This window comes from Tenuibacillus multivorans (genome assembly GCF_900103915.1).
Lineage (GTDB): Bacteria > Bacillota > Bacilli > Bacillales > Alkalibacillaceae > Tenuibacillus > Tenuibacillus multivorans.
This window is the reverse complement of sequence record NZ_FNIG01000004.1, coordinates 19,867-36,649: the sequence shown is the minus strand read 5'-3', so window position 1 is coordinate 36,649 and position 16,783 is coordinate 19,867. Positions and strand designations below refer to the sequence as shown.

Genomic DNA, 16,783 nt, shown 5'->3' with positions numbered 1-16,783 from the left:
TTACTTCAGGTGGGTGGGGCCCTCCCCCTCCTGCCTGATTAATCATTAAGGTAACTATTGAATGAACCAGCCCTTACTGCCAATGTAATAAAGACATTAGCAGGTCATGCCTCTTTTTCTTACTCAACTATGAAAGCTCAAAATAGGTACCACCAGTCACCACGCTTTAGTTATAGAGACCCAGCTTATCTCTTGACTTTTTACCTCTCCTACATCGACATTTTTCTCCACTTTCTATTAAAACTAACCGCCTACTTTATTGTAAAAAAGGCAGTCCGAAAGCCTTATTTCACCCTGTTTTGAAGGAAAAAGCTGTTATATCACTGAAATTAATTAGCAATCTAAAAATAAATGGAGGGTGGATATTGAGTAAGTATATAAAACTCTATCAAAAACTCCTACCTATCATGATGGTCTTACTCATGATTTTTTCTACATTTATTAATTCCGGCTTGCCCGTTCAAGCTGATGAACATAATGTAGAACAGAGTGAATTGGAGTTAGAAAAGGAACGAGAACAGCAATATTTAAATGAATCGGAATCAGAACCACAACCAGATTCAGAACCTACTGAAGAGTTATTCTCTTTACTATCAGGACTTGGTTATGAGCCCCAATTAACCGAGCCTACCACGCCAAGACAAACAAATGCCCCACCTAAGATTGACAAAAACATTTCCCAGCAACTACAAGAAAATGAACAAGTCGATGTCATTATTCATTTAGAGGACGAAGAAAACTTTAATGCTCTTTATCAAGAAGCGAAAGGTAAATCGAAAGCTGAACGCTCAAAGCTTGTTATGGATAGATTACAAGCAAAGGCAAATGCCTCACAACAAGGCATTAAACAAGCTCTAACTTCACTTGAGGAACAAGGGCATGCACAAATTAAAAAAGAGCTATGGATTAATAATAGTATAGTAGCTTCTATTAACCAAAATGCCCTTGAAGCTATTGAGGCACGTGACGATGTCAAACGCGTTCAATTGGATGAAATTATAAAAGTCCCGGAAGTCACCGTTGAAAGCGCCCCGCAATTACCGGAATGGGGGCTTGAGAAAATCAATGCTCCACAGGTTTGGGGTGAATATGGTGTTAATGGCGAAGGGATCGTTGTCGGTATTATGGATACTGGGGTCGATGCCACCCATGAAGCTTTAAAACATAATTACCGTGGACGCGATGGCAGTCATGAGTACTCCTGGATTGATCTTTCAGGTGAAGGCTATGAGACACCTACGGATGGAAATGGACATGGGACACATGTTGCCGGAACATCCGTCGGTGGAGGTGAAGGTGAACCGATTGGTGTTGCACCTGGAGCCGAATGGATTGCTGCTAAGATTTTTAATGATGGCGGTTCAACGACGACGTCAGCCATCCATGAAGCGTTTCAATGGTTTATCGCACCTGGTGGTGATCCCTCCAAGGCACCACATGTCGTCAATAACTCTTGGGGGAATTCAAACACCTACAATCTAGAATTCTATGAAGATGTACAGGCCTGGGTTTCCGCTGGCATCTTTCCATTATTTGCGGCTGGAAATGACGGCCCTGGTAGTCAAACAATCGGGTCTCCGGGTAGTTTCATAGAATCATTTGCTATAGGTGCTACTGATCGTTTTGACCAAATTGCATCCTTCTCAAGCCGTGGACCCGTTTATTGGGAAAATGAAAACGGTGAAATGGTCAGTCATATTAAACCAGATATATCAGCACCAGGTCATGAAATCTATTCGGCCTGGCCAACTCAACTAAGTGAAGGCCCGTACCATACAATTAGTGGGACCTCCATGGCTACACCGCACGTCGCAGGGGCAATTGCCTTACTTTTAAGTGCTAATCCAGACTTATCTATTGATCAAGTAGCAGATTTACTTGAAAACACAGCTCGAGTAGAAGATCACATGGGTGAACTGCCTAATACATTATATGGCTCAGGCATCGTTAATATCTATCAAGCTGTAACAGAAGCAGCTTATGCAGGTGAATTACAAGGGAGTTTAACCAATGAACATGGTGAACCAATTTCTGGCGACATCATATTACCAGAACAAGATTTAACGATTAGCGTGGATGAAACAGGGCAGTTCTCTTATGCGATTCGTGAAGGCACACATGATGCCATCATACAATCCTTTGGCTATGAAAGCTTTGAAACGACCATTACGATTCAAAAGGATCAAACGACCGAAGTAAGCTGGCAATTGGACCCTGCTGAAAGTTATAACGTTACGGGTCAAGTCACTTTCGCTGAATCAGGAGAGGGGGTTCCATATGCCTTTATTCGAGTGAAAGATACCCCACTTCAAACCGTACGAACTGATATGAATGGTCAATTTGAAATTAGCCAATTACCTGTTGGAAGTTACGAGCTACAAGTAACTGGTGAAGGGATTCATGGTATCACACAAACGATTGACGTTAATAGTGATTTAACCTTAAATCTTCAAGTTGAAGAGAATCCTGAACAACTTGATCAGGATTGGAATACGAACAACCAAAACTATCAGCGTAATGCCATTTCACCCAATAGTATTGACGTCGAACAGTTAGATCACCAATGGTCTTATTTAACAGATTCGAAAGGACAAATTTTATTTTCAACACCGGCAACGACAGACAATAAAGTCATTTTAACGACAGATAGAGGCTGGATCGTTGCCCTCAACTTACAAACAGGTGAAGAAATTTGGAGTCTTCGATTTGGTGATACGAATCGTTCCAATCCAACGATTGAAAACGGTACTGTTTATGTATCAGGAGGGTCGGATCAACATATCTATGCACTTGATTTAGATTCAGGGCGAACGATTTGGAGTCAAAATATTGGGCAGCCAGCTATATATGAATCACCAATTGTTCATAATGGACAAGTTTTTATTGCATCTAGCTTAGCAGATAATGCTTCATTATTTGCATTAAATGCTGAAGACGGAACCGTTAATTGGTCGATTAGCTTGGGCTCTTCATCGTTTTTCGGACCAGCATTAGGTGATGGTTACCTTTATGTTGGCACTTACGATAATAAAACGTTAAGGGCTATTAACCCAGATGATGGTTCCGAGATATGGAGCTATCAACCAGAGGAGAACGAAGGATTCGCATCGCCCCCTGTCTATCAATCGGGGGTTGTATATGCCTTATCGACTAATATGGATAATGGCGCAGGCTCCTTACACGCCATAGACGGTGCAACCGGAGAGCTTCTATGGAAAAACAATGAGTTAAGTGATGCACAAGCTGCCTCACCAATCGTCTTTGGTGATTTAGTCATTGTAAGTTCATCCACTCAACCTGTTATAAAAGCTATTGATATGAATTCGGGTGAAGAGGTATGGAGTCAAGATGCTGTTGGTACAACCTTAAATAACGGATCCATTTCAAGTAATGGTTTACTATTCATATCAAATACCAATGGATTATTCTTTACCATTGACGTTTATACAGGTGAAATTTTGAATGAGGAAACACTACCAGATTACAGCAGTTCTACGCCACTAATATTACCTGGAACTGTGCTTGTTCCGCATTTATCAGGCGTTGAAAGCTTCGTCTCACCTGGGTCCATTTCCGGTACTATTGTAGATAAATCAGGCAACCCACTAGAAGCGACAGTAACTGTTACCGAAACAGGTGAATTTGTAGAAGCACAGGAAGACGGAACCTTTACACTGCACCATGCACCAGGTGACTATCAAATTAAAGTCTCGCTTTATGGACATCAACAAGCAATGTCAGATGTTTCGTTTGTATCAGGCTATGACATTTCACAAAATTTCACATTGCCAGAGGCTGAAACAGGCTCCTTGGCGCTTACTGTCTATGACAATCGATCAAGTGAGCCAATTGAAGGCGTAGAAATTAATTTAGAAAATACGCCAATAAGCGGTACAACGAATGCCAATGGTCAATTACAGGAATCAAGTGTTTATGAAGGAACTTATGACCTTACACTACAGCTTAACGGCTATCAATCACTAACTGAATCAATCACCATCGAGAAAGGAACAGATAATCAGTTTGAATTTAACTTACAGCCTATAGGTATTGCTGTATTGAACGATTATGAGTCTGAAATAACGGAATTACTAAACCTAAATGGTTACTCCGCGGAAGAACGCGATTGGGATATTATTGATGACATCGGACGCTATGAAATCGTCTATTTAAACGGCGCATATACAACTGATGGATGGAAACCTGATGAAGAGACGTTTAATGAACTCGTGAATGCAGCAAATGCCGCAGATGTTAGCTTGGTTTTTGCTGATACATGGGGTAGTAGTTATGGGTCGATTCATCATTTAACTGATTATTTCCAAGACCCTGAGGAGTTAGAACATGCCTATTCAGCTGGTACGATAAACTTACGCGTCGATGAGAACCATCCAATATTTGACGGATACGAAGTCGGGGATTACCTAACACTTATGGGTGGTAATAGTGACTTTGCCTGGTTCAACCAATATTCGGGTCGGGACCTTGCAAGTATAGGCTCAACGGATTTAGGGTTTGTCGGTACAGGTGTCGCCTATAAGCCAGTTAGCGAAAATAGTGCCCATTTATTACTGTCTGCACACTCTGCTTCCCCTTGGACGTCACCTTTCCAAGGATGGCTGCAGGATTCGCAAAATATTTTCTTAAACAGCATTGATTATTTACTAACGACAAATTTTGGAAAAGTTACAGGGTCCGTATCGAATGAAAGTGGCGAGACATTAGATGCATCGGTTGAAGTTGTTGAAACCGGTTATACCTTTGAATACCAAGGTGAGATGGAATTTTTCCATGATGAAGGCACATATACGCTAAAAGTACGAGCAGCAGGCTATGAAACCGAAACACTCGAAATTGAAGTTGAAAACGGGACACCTGTCGAGTTAGATCTAACACTTCAATCTTCTGAAGGTGGGTCAATAGCCGGTATTATACGTGACACGTTAACAGAACAGCCACTAGGCAGTGCCACAGTAAAACTAAAACAAAATGATGACGTGATTTCAGAATTAACAACGGATGTAAATGGCCGTTACGAATTACAGGATTTAAACGACGGTCAATACCAATTAGAAGTCACGAAAGAAGGCTATATTTTAGAAACGATCAATTTTGAAATAACTGCCTCTCCAATTGAACGGGATATCGCACTCACATCAACACCAAATATAGCTGTTCTAAGTGACTATTATTCAAGTGACAGTAGTTTTGCGAGTGTATTTGAAGATATAGGGGTCGAGGTTGAAGAACTGTCTTCATCCGAGGTTATCGAACGTTTAGGTGAATTTGATGTCCTATTTATAAACGGTTTAGGGTACAGCTTAAACGGTCAATTAGATGAAATCTTTGCAGCAGCAGATGAATCAGAAACGAGTTTAGTATTTGGTGAAACGCTTTATTCATCATCTCCAATTAATGAATTAATCGAATATCGCGGCGATCCAGAAAACCGTTATACAGCAGATCATGGATCAAGCGCTGGCTACGTTGTGACTGAAGATCACCGTATTTTTGGAGATTATAGTGAAGGAGATTTCATCGAGATTCTCTTACCATCCAATAGTCAAATTGGCTATTTTGATGGCTACAGCGGTTACTCATTAGCTGATATGAAACACAAAGATGTGTCAGATGCCTATGGTAATGGTTTAGTCTATAAACCTCGTACAGAAAACAGCTTAGAAATGCTACTAGGCGGATACAGTTTTAATTTCAGACATCATAAAGACCATTACACAGAAGAAGGAAGACAATTACTCATCGATACGATTGTTTGGGCAGCACACGCTGACTTCCCAACCATTTCGGGAACGATAACAGATCAAGAAGGTCAACCGATTGATGCAACAGTACAAGTCGTTAATGAAAACTTTAACGCCGAAACTGATGAGAATGGACAATTCTCCATTGCGCTTTTAGAAGGCGATTATGAAATTGAAGTTCAATCATTTGGCTATGAAACGATGACCTTGCCTGTTTCAGCCGTTAAAAATGGTGAGCCACTTGATATCCAAATGGAGGTTGGTGAAGAAGCCGCTTCTATTCAAGGGGTCGTTGAGAACGAACGAGATGGGCAAGCGATCTCTGAAGTTGATATTCAAGTTAATGGTCAGCCTAGAAGTACGACAACCAATACACAAGGTGCTTTTTCGATTGACCGTTTAGAGCCCGGTGAATATACGTTAACCTTCGCAAAAGATGGTTATGTCATGAAAGAAGCTTTCATCGAGTTAAGTGCAGGACAAAGCCTTGAATTACCAGTTCAAATGAAACCATCACCAACAGTCGGTATCATAGTCGACAATAATTCTAATGATGCTACGTTAGCCAACTATCTAGAAGGTCGAGGCTACCATACAACTGAACTGTTCTACACCGATTTAGACCGGTTGAGTGAATTAGACATCGTGATCGCTAACTCTGATTACGATCGTGATCAGGAACCGACGGAAGAAGAATTTAATGCATTTATAAACACCATCGATGAACAAAAACTTTCCGTTATTTGGACAGGTCATGTTAACGGTCGTGGCGGTATTCGATTCTTGCATCAGTTTGAGAATAACCCTTACGTTGAACTTGAAGACCGCCAAGACAACGTCATGATTCAGGCGACAGAAAGCCACCCAATTACTGAAGGTGTAAACTTAGATGAATCTTATCCGTTAGAAAACCGTTCGAACTACTATTATGCTTTTGATGAATATGATGGTCAGACTGTTACAACACTGGAGCATCCTGAAGACGGATATATCGGCGACATGGTCGCTTATAAAGGAAGGACAACTGAGTCGGTTGAAGTTTTATTAGCGAATACAACATTTGGGTACTACTTTAACCCTGATGTCCCTGAATACTTTGACCCGATTCGCGAACGTTTAATCAACAATTCGATTCTTTGGGCCTTAGACAATCGCGAGGCACTAGCCGCTGATGTTCACGGTACTTTAAACAACGACCTTGAGAGTGTTATTCAAGGAAACGTTACCGTATTAGAGACGGGTAAAACGGTTGAAACGAATAACGCTGGTGAATTCTATTTAGGTCTACAAGAAGGAACTTATACGTTACAAATAGAAGCCTTTGGACATCAGACTCAAGAATTCGCACTAACCGTAGAAAATGGTGAGGTTTATAACGAAACCTTTACACTGCAATCAAATGAAATTGGTACGATTACGGGATCAGTGATGGATGGTCAAACTGAGAAACCGATTGCCGGTGCGACCATTCAAGTAATGGGTACACCGCTAACGGTTGAAACGGATGCTAATGGACAGTATGAATTAACAGCACCAGCGGGCGTGTATAACCTTCGGGCGATGGCACCTGGGTATACAACCCAAACACAATCGGATGTTCAGGTGAATCAAAATGAGGTCACTGATGTTTCATTCTTAATGCAAACATCTGAAAAAATCGCGGTCATTACACAATCCTATAATCAGGATCGATTCGAAAGCATTATGAGTGAATATGGCTATGCGGTTGATTATATTGACTATACAGAACTAGAAGGATTTATTGATCAAATTGGCGATTACGCCTTAGTCATTTACAATAATTCTTCGTACTCAACGACCGATGAAATCTTTACTTCTTTTGTTCATGCAGCAGATGAAAATCAGGTGAGTATCATTTTTGCATCGCAATACGGCGGTGGAACAATCGGTGATTTAAGTGATGTTTTCAATGATCCAGCAGACGTCGAATATAGCTTTGTTCCGAGTCATATTAACATTAAAACGCTAACCAATCACCCACTATTTGCCGGAATTGACAGCGAGGAATTCCGTATAATCGATGACGGTGATAATAATCAGCAGTACGCTGTCTATTCAGGATATAGCGGAACAACTATTGGTTCCATATCACACGATGATGAAGGCGTTCTTGGAGAAGGGATCGGTTATGATTTCCGAACTGCCAACAGCGTTCATTTACTATTATCAGGATTCCAAGTTGGTAGCTACTCGGATCCAGATGAAAATTGGACAGAAGATGCCAAAGTCTTTTACAATAATGCGATTAATTGGGCGATGCACGCTAGTTTAGGTGAGATCCGAGGATCCGTTACGAACGAAGACGGTGAACCAGTCGCCAATGCACAAGTATCAATCCCAGCATTAAACATGGAAACAAGAACAGATGCACAGGGTGAATATCGCATAGGAATTGGTACTGGCACTTATGAAGTCCACGTTTCAGCTAGAGGTTATCACGAAGCTGTTGACACAGTGACTGTCCAGGAACAAGGTGATTCAGCAGAATTGAACTTTGCTTTAGAAGCCATCGAAGGATCATCAATCAATGGACAAGTAATGGATGCAGAGACAGGTGACGCTATACAGGATGCTGATGTTTCACTCATTTATGAAAATGAAGTAGAACCGATTGAAACTATTCAGACTGATGAAAACGGTCAATTCCAATTCGGTCAGTTGTTACCTGATAACTATGTTGTACAAGTAAAAGCTGATGGATATATTCAAGGAAGTGAAAACGTAACCTTAGGCGATGAACCAGTCAGCGTTAACCTTGAGCTAAATGGTATTAAAGTCGCCGTCGTAGGTGATCAGGAACAACAAATCGAAACGTTACTAAACGAGAATCAGATTTATGCGGAAGGCCGTGACTGGGATGTTGTCAACGATGTGACGAATTATGAACTAGTCATTATCAACGCAAATGACGGTACGAAAGAAGATTTAGAAGCCCTAATTCAAGCAACTGATGAACATGGCATTAGCTTAGTTTTCTTAGGCACTTGGGGTGTTGACGATGGTTCAATTCCTACATTGAATGAAACACTTGGATACCCTGAGCTTGACCAACAAGGCTACAATGAAGGCGAAGTGGTCATGCATACGAATAATTCTAGTCACCCTATTTTTGCAGGGTTACCAGAAAGCTTTGTTGTTCATAGCGAGAAGAGCCCTTATGCTACATTCAAGGGTTATCCAGGTCCAACGTTAAGTGAACTCTCTGTTGATGAAGAAAATAAAGGAACAGCTGTTTCATACGAATATCGCAGCGCAACATCCATTCATTTACTTTTATCATCATTTGCCGTCAACAACATCATCAGCCCGAACTATGGATGGACTGAAGAAGGAAAAACATTGTTTACGCAAGCCATTGAATACGCTATGAACGCTCAACAAGAACCACCTAGCATTCCAGAATGGGATGAAACTCAGAAAAAGACTAAAGAAAACTTGGTTACACTAACAGGCCAAGCGGATCCACATACAACCGTTCACATTTACGAGACAAAAGGAAATGAAGAAACACAAATCGGCACGACGCAAACCAATGCTAACGGAGAATTTTCCGTTGAGCTCGAAATCGACAACGGAAACCACTTCCTACACCTAGAAGCTGAAAACCTCGCTGGAACATCCGACCCCAGTGAACAAATGCAACTCATTGTGACCGGTAAACCAAATAAATAGAATTTTTATACTTCACCCCCTCTCGTATCTTAGTGAGAGGGGGTGTTATTTAAACTAATGATTGATTCTATCGGTGTTTGTTTTACTTCTATAGGTGTTTTTAGGGATTCTATCGGTGTATTTTCCGATTCTATCGGTGTAACTTTCAATTCTATCGGTGTATTTTCCGATTCTATCGGTGTATTCACATCTTTATGATAAAAACTCACTCAATGAATAAAGCTTATGACCACCTCGCCCTACCGTTGTTTGAGCGGTAACCATGGAATTAAGAATCGCTTCTTCCGTTGCATCGGCTACGGCTAAAAATGCTTTGTCAATATCATCCTCATGAATAGCTTGTATAGAAGGCAGCTTGTTTGGCTTTTGATGCATGATCTTATTTGCTGTGGAAAAACCAATCACAATATCTCCACTCCCATTTCCTAAAAAAGAACCCGTACGACTAATACCTACACTTGTACGTTTAATGATTCGATTTAACTGCCGCTCCGTTACGGGAAGATCTGTTGCAACGATCACCATAATAGAACCTCGATCAGGCTCCTGTTGTACATCCTTTAATTTTAATTGAATGTCTTTCCCTTTACTTTCACCGTTCAAACGAAATTCAGGTAGCATCCCGAAATTTGATAACACAAGCACGCCAAATGTATATCTTCCATAGTTAAAATCTATTATCCGAGATGACGACCCAATACCACCTTTTAATCCAAAACACTTCATACCTGTTCCTGCACCATTGGCTCCTTCTTCAAAATCTTTCGAAGTATGATTCATGGCTTCATAGGCATGTGCTTTCGTAACCGCTATGGATCGAATATCGTTAAGCACATAGTCATTACACTCACCGACGACAGGATTTACCGTTCCCAACGTTTTGCCGATATCAGGATTTTCTGCTAATGTCCATTCAATAATAGCTTCTGAACACGTTCCGATATTTAACGTATTGGTTAGCAATATGGGCGTCTCAATTGTTCCAAGCTCATCGATTTGTACTGTTCCAACAGTTTTACCAAAACCATTGATCACATATGTTGCACCCATCACCTTTTCTTGAAAAAGATTACCTTGATGTGGCAAAATCGCAGTTACACCTGTATGTACATTCCCTTCATGAATAGTTGAATGCCCTACTGTCACCCCCTCAACATCGGTTATTTTATTTAATGGTCCAACCCGCTGAGTTCCAATCGTTATACCATAATCACGAATACGTTTTTGCAACATCATCCCCTCCTTTTGCTCTTATTTTAGCAAAAAACTCATTGTAATTATAGAACGTTTGTTCCATAATAAAGATGGAGGTTGTTAATGTGAGTTATAATATTGAAAAACTTGATCCATATGCATATCAAATTGGACATTTAGTATCAATGATGAATTATGTAAGAGTAACAACATTAGAAGCTGTTGAAAACTTATCAATCGAGCAATTAGATTATTTACCTCATGGACAAGCTAATTCAATCGGAGCCCTTTTGTACCATATTGCAGCTGTAGAATTCGGATTTCAAATCGAGATATTTGAAGGACGACAACCCAGTGAAAAAGAGATTTCCGATTGGGGTGCTGCTTATGACCTTGGAGATTTAGGCAGAAAAGTAATCCGCGAGTATCCACTTGATTTTTACATAAAAAAATTAAACACAGTAAGAGAGCGAACTCTAAGAGAACTAAGCCAAAAAGATGACTCTTGGCTATATGAAGAACGATTATGGGATAATCAACCATCTAACAACTACTTTATATGGTTTCATGTATTTGAAGATGAAATTAATCATAGAGGGCAAATTCGCATCATTAGAAAAATGATTGATCAATAATTATACAAAAGCCGTTTCACCTTTATGGCAAAACGGCTTTCATTTTTATTGATAACTCTGTGGGTTTTGCTGATTTTGTTGTTGCTGTTGCGCTTGTTGTGCTTGCTGTTGCGCCTGCTGAGCTTGTTGTTGGGCTTGTTGCGCCTGCTGTTGAGCTTGCTGCCCCATTTGCGCTTGACCTTGTTGGGCTTGTTGACCCATTTGTGCGCCTTGTTGAGCCTGTCCCATTTGAGTTTTACCCATTTGACCCGCTTGTGGCTGGTTGTGCGTCGGGAACGATATGTTTGTTAAGGCCTGACCCGCTTCATTTTGGAATATGTTTTGTTGGGCTAGGTCACCAAGAGAGAGCATACCTGTTAATTGGCCATTTTCGGTTACTGGTAGGCGGCGGATTTGTTTATTTGCCATTAATTGAGCCGCTTGATGCACATCCATGGTTGCATCGGCTGTTGTGAGCTGTTCACTCATGCATTCACCAACCGTTGCATTGCCATCTTTTCCACTAGCCGTTGCACGCGTTGTAATATCGCGGTCTGTAATAATACCACGAAGCGCTCCGTTTTCAACAACAGGAACTGCGCCGATATCGTTTTGAATCATTAAATCGGCTGCCTCTTTTAACGATTGTTGCGGCGTTACAGAAACAACATTCGAACTCATTAAGTTTTTAATTGAGTTTTGCATAAATATCACTCCTTTTACTTTATAGACTTTTCAGTTCATGTGATTTTATGCAAGGGAAAGCGTTTATTGTATAATAAATAACAAATCATATGAGAGGGGTCACTTATGTTCATAAACGGCATTCAAGTTAAAGGACAAGTCATCGACGAACAGACACGCTGTTCACATTATCATACCCAACATGACATTATTGCGATCAAGTTTAAGTGCTGCAATACATACCATCCATGCTATAAGTGCCATCAAGAAACTGGCCACGCAATTGAACGTTGGAAGCCTGCTGAGTTTAACGAAGAGGCTATTTTATGCGGCGCCTGTAAGACGGAATTAACCATAAATGAATATCTGCATTCACCCCATCAATGTCCAAATTGTCATGCATCGTTTAATCCAGGTTGTGAACTACATCATCATTTGTATTTTGCATTATAAAACCCGTTCAGTTTTTATAAACCAAACGGGTTTTCCAATCACCTGACTATTATCCTTTAATATCACGTCTTCGATAAAAATACAGCCCTAAAACCATTAATCCAATGGCAACCAACGTTATTACAAACGTGCTAACTATACTAAAATCATCAATCGGTACACTTGTAATATGTTCATACGGTGATAGGTTTTTCACCCAATCTGGAAACTTTAAAATGCCACCAAAATAGATGATCACGAATGTAAAACCTAAATATAACCAGGCTAATCCGTTGAATCGACCTAAACCTACAAATACTAAAGCTAAGCCGAGGAGTACCCAGGAAGCTGGTAAATAGACGATAATCGCATTAAATAAATCAGAAAAGCTTACAGATTCTTCAATAACATTAGCTCCTGCGATACTCAATCCCAGTGCTCCTGAAACAAACATGATCAAACTTGTTATGAGCGCAACTAATAAATAATGGCCGAGAAACTTTGGACGTGATATAGCTGTGGCTAATACATGCTCTATTCGATTCTGCTTCTCCTCTTTCTTCACTTTAAACACTGACATCATAACGGGAATCGTACTAAAAATCGCCATAATAGCCGCAATCATCGTGACAAACTGTAACGTCATCGACCCAACACCCGGCTGTTGCATCACCTCTTTCATCAATTCAATTTCTGCAAAATATGCCTCTGTATCACCTAAAACAGAACCATACGTAGCACCAAAAATGAATAATACAACTGCCCAAGATATTATCGATGTTTTTTGCAAACGTAATGTCAATCCAATATGATGTTGTGAAAACCTTGACGCATGGCGCTTGCCGCCTTTTGTTGGTATAAAGCCTGCACCTAAATCCCTGATTGCATTTAAATACAATGCAACACCAGCTATTACAATAGCGACCACAAGTGTCATCACGATTGGCCACCAATAATCATTAACATAAACTTGGGATTCTAATACCCATCCAAAAGGTGAAAACCATGAAAGCGTCTCATTCGTAACATCACCTACGGCACGCACTAAATACGAAACGCCGAGTATTAAAAACGACAATCCGATAACCCCTTTTGAGGTTTCGGTTAATTGAGCACATAAGGCTGTAACTGCAGCAAAAAATATACCTGTCACACCTAATGCCGCTCCATATAATAAGGATCCATTTAAATCCATACTTTCAATACCTAAAGCATATAATCCAACGCCCGTTATGAGTGCAAGGGCGATATTGGTTAACGTCATCATCCATAACGTCGCTCCGATATTGGCTAAACGGCCCGTCGGTAAAGACCGAATTAATTCCACGCGCCCTTCTTCCTCATCTGAACGGGTATGGCGTACGACTAATAATATACTCATAATTCCAACAATAAGTAGTGTCATCGCCAGCATTTGGTGGGCCATCATGGCACCTACTGTATAATGATCAAGCCCATAGCCCTTACCAATTAACGCTGTAATAGCTGGATTTTCCATCGTTGCAGCAATTTCCTGTCGCTCGTCTTGTGACGAATAAAGATCATCAAATGCAACAACTGTTATTAATGAAATCAACACAAAACTAAATATCCACGCTAGAATACGCACCCGGTCTCGTCTCAGAATTAAGCGAGACAGCTTGCCAATTTGAAGAAATAGCTGACTCCCCATTACTTGACACCTCCAGCTTCTCCTTCATAATGACGCATAAAGAGATCTTCTAATGTTGGCGGTGCACTTTCAAGTTTTACTACACCAGATTGACTTACATGTTGAATCACTTGATCTAAATGTTCAGTATCAACTTGGAGTTGATAAGTATTCCCATCTTGTTGTACATCGTGAATACCTGGGAGACCTTGTAGCGTAAGCTCTGTTTTTGTTTCAATTAATAGATTAGTTCGTGTTAAATGACGCAAATCTTGTAGTGTCCCAGATTCAATAATTTCACCTTGACGAATAATGCCAACTGTATCGCACAGCCTTTCAACTTCAGATAAAATATGGCTAGATAGAATCACACTTTTTCCCTGTTCCTTAGCCTCCATAACACACTCTTGGAAAACACGTTCCATTAAAGGATCAAGCCCTGAAGTTGGTTCATCTAATATATACAAATCGGCATCCGCGGCAAAGGCTGAGACAAGTGCTACTTTTTGACGATTTCCTTTTGAATATGTTCCGCACTTTTTAGTTGGATCGAGTTGAAACCGGTCAATAAGGTTCTCCTTACGTTTTTTGTCTATTTCTGCACCACGCATCTTAGTGAAAAAATCAATGACTTCACCACCCGTTAAACTCGACCATAAGTTAACATCACCAGGAACATAAGCTAAACGTTTATGAATGTCGACTGCATCTCGCCAAACATCCTTTCCAAAAATCGATGCTCTCCCTGATGATGCTTTTAAAATCCCTAATAAGATACGAATGGTCGTTGATTTACCGGCACCATTGGGACCAATAAATCCATAGACTTCCCCTTCCTTCACTTCCATGTTCACACCATTAAGTGCTTGCACTTTCCCAAACTGCTTAGTAAGACCTTCCGCATGTAAAACAACCATGTTTCACATCCCCCTTATTTATAAAAACCTATTTTTAACACTTCCAAGTATTCCAAAAACTCATCCATATAGTATTCAAAATCTAAATGATTAAAATTGACGCCTTTTAATCGATTGATAAGATCATTTTGATATCCATTAATCGCCCATTGAATGAGCTTAAATGCCTTATTAACATCTATATCGTCTCGAAACTTAGAAAAATCAATATTCTGATATAACTTCGCCATACCTTCGTCTTGCAATTTTTCGATTCGTCCCTTTAAATCATCTGTCAGCACAAAATCTTCATTGATAAACACACTACTCATAAAGTTAAAGAAATGATAATTCTTAGAATAGACTCTCATCTCAAATTCCGCTATTTGGCGCATCCGTTCAAAAACATCCGTTTCCGATATGTCAATGTGTTTTATATATTGGTCTTCAATAACATCTAAACTGTTTTTAACGAGATACAAATACAGCTTCCTTTTATTTTCAAAATAGTAATAGAGCATCCCCTTTCCGACTCCAGCTTGATATACAATACGATTGGTAGATGCTTTTTCATAACCATGTTCAGCAAATTCTTCCAAAGCTGCTTCTACGATTTTCTTTTTCTTACCTTCCTTTATATCTTCAAAGGGCATTGTATAGGTATTTCACTCCCTTTTTGACCAATGCGGTCAAATTCATTATAAGCCTTTTGGACCATTCTAATCAACAACACAATTTTTTCAAATATTTACTATATATCCATTAACAAATATGATATGATTTATTAGGTAAATGATTTAAAGGGGGAAAAGTAATGTTTAAAAAAATCACCATGAGCATGATGTTATTAACAGCCCTATTGTTAGCAGCATGTTCAGAATCTCAAAGCGATAAGCAAGTCGTTGTGGATGCTTTTGAAACGATGATGGAAGCTGAAAGCTATGATGCGACTTCAACACTAGATGTTAATGTTGAAGCCGATGTTCAAGATCCATTCATCGAGCCATATATTCAGATGGTTAACGACATGGAATTAAGTATGGACCAGCGTATGAACCAGGACAAACAGGAAGTTGTTATTCACTTCCAAGGTCAAATGAGTCCTATGACATTTAATGTTGACATTCCATTCCTACAAGACATGAATGAAAATAAAATGTATGTCAAAACCGATAGTTTAATTGAAAACTTCGGGATGTTCTTAGGTTTACCTGAGGAAGCAAAAGGAAAACTAATCGAAATTGACATGGCGGAGTTAGAAGGTCAAGAGGCTCCGGAGGTAGATTATGATGAATTAACTCAACAAGTACAAACCATCATGAGTGATTTCCTAAATGACAAGAGTGAAGATGACTTCAGAAAAGAAGACGATACTTACATTGTGTCGTTTAATAAAGAGGATTTAACAACTCTTGTAACAGAGATGGCTTCAGAGCTTGACGATACGATTACAGATGAAGATATTCAAATGGCTCAAGAAGAAATGACAACAGCATTAGAGCAAGTTGATTTCAACACATTTGAAGTACACACAACTTTAGATGGTGACAACATTAAAAGTCAAAAAGTTGTTTTAGACTTAGGCATTGATGCTGAAGGAACTCAAGTACAGCTCGACTTAGAGGCTGATACAACTTATAACAGCATGAACGAAGATGTTGAATTTGAAATCGACCCTGAAAACAGCGACATTATTGATATGCAAGAATTTGACCAACTTATGATGGAAGCTTTACAACAACCACAATAAATGGTATCAGAACCGGGCAAAACCCGGTTCTTTTTTTATACCCTTGAATCCTAAATCTAATTAGATTATAATCTAATTAGATGTTTATCAAAAAGGGGGGGGTGAAA

The 16,783-nt window shown here is 39.8% G+C and carries 9 protein-coding genes; 4 read left to right on the top strand and 5 right to left on the bottom strand.

Translation table 11 applies throughout. The features are described 5' to 3' along the window. Positions 1-365 precede the first annotated feature (365 nt). Positions 366-9,455 carry a carboxypeptidase regulatory-like domain-containing protein gene (locus tag BLP77_RS07235; protein ID WP_093856458.1) on the top strand — a complete coding sequence of 3,030 codons (9,090 nt, stop codon included), beginning with the start codon at positions 366-368 and terminating at the stop codon, positions 9,453-9,455. A 192-nt stretch (positions 9,456-9,647) separates the two neighbouring features. On the opposite strand, the gene BLP77_RS07225 is transcribed toward BLP77_RS07235, so the two are convergent. Further along, on the bottom strand, positions 9,648-10,688 hold the full coding sequence (locus BLP77_RS07225) for a DmpA family aminopeptidase (protein ID WP_307723649.1): 1,041 nt from the start codon (positions 10,686-10,688) through the stop codon (positions 9,648-9,650). Between the two features lie 86 nt (positions 10,689-10,774). Here BLP77_RS07225 and BLP77_RS07220 point away from each other — a divergent pair, with 86 nt between their 5' ends. Continuing rightward, entirely contained in the window at positions 10,775-11,284 is a 510-nt protein-coding gene (locus BLP77_RS07220) for a DinB family protein (RefSeq protein ID WP_093856455.1), read from the top strand. A 45-nt stretch (positions 11,285-11,329) separates the two neighbouring features. On the opposite strand, the gene BLP77_RS07215 is transcribed toward BLP77_RS07220, so the two are convergent. Beyond that, a complete protein-coding gene (locus BLP77_RS07215) occupies positions 11,330-11,968 on the bottom strand; it encodes a CBS domain-containing protein (protein ID WP_093856454.1) in 639 nt (212 codons plus the stop codon). A 105-nt stretch (positions 11,969-12,073) separates the two neighbouring features. Here BLP77_RS07215 and BLP77_RS07210 point away from each other — a divergent pair, with 105 nt between their 5' ends. Beyond that, positions 12,074-12,400: a CHY zinc finger protein gene (locus BLP77_RS07210; RefSeq protein ID WP_093856453.1), complete on the top strand. Its 327-nt coding sequence runs from the start codon at positions 12,074-12,076 to the stop codon at positions 12,398-12,400. Between the two features lie 49 nt (positions 12,401-12,449). On the opposite strand, the gene BLP77_RS07205 is transcribed toward BLP77_RS07210, so the two are convergent. From BLP77_RS07205 to BLP77_RS07195, 3 genes are read right to left on the bottom strand one after another with little or no spacing between them, the layout of a single operon-like run. After that, positions 12,450-14,051, bottom strand: coding sequence for an ABC transporter permease (locus BLP77_RS07205; protein WP_093856452.1), 1,602 nt, complete (start codon positions 14,049-14,051; stop codon positions 12,450-12,452). Then, positions 14,051-14,947 (bottom strand): ABC transporter ATP-binding protein, encoded by an 897-nt coding sequence (locus BLP77_RS07200; protein WP_093856451.1) that lies wholly within the window; start codon positions 14,945-14,947, stop codon positions 14,051-14,053. Before BLP77_RS07200 ends, BLP77_RS07205 begins: the two co-directional genes overlap by 1 nt. A 14-nt stretch (positions 14,948-14,961) precedes the next feature. Then, a complete protein-coding gene (locus BLP77_RS07195) occupies positions 14,962-15,579 on the bottom strand; it encodes a TetR/AcrR family transcriptional regulator (protein ID WP_093856450.1) in 618 nt (205 codons plus the stop codon). Between the two features lie 161 nt (positions 15,580-15,740). Here BLP77_RS07195 and BLP77_RS07190 point away from each other — a divergent pair, with 161 nt between their 5' ends. Further along, entirely contained in the window at positions 15,741-16,676 is a 936-nt protein-coding gene (locus BLP77_RS07190; protein WP_093856449.1) for a hypothetical protein, read from the top strand. Positions 16,677-16,783 lie beyond the last annotated feature (107 nt).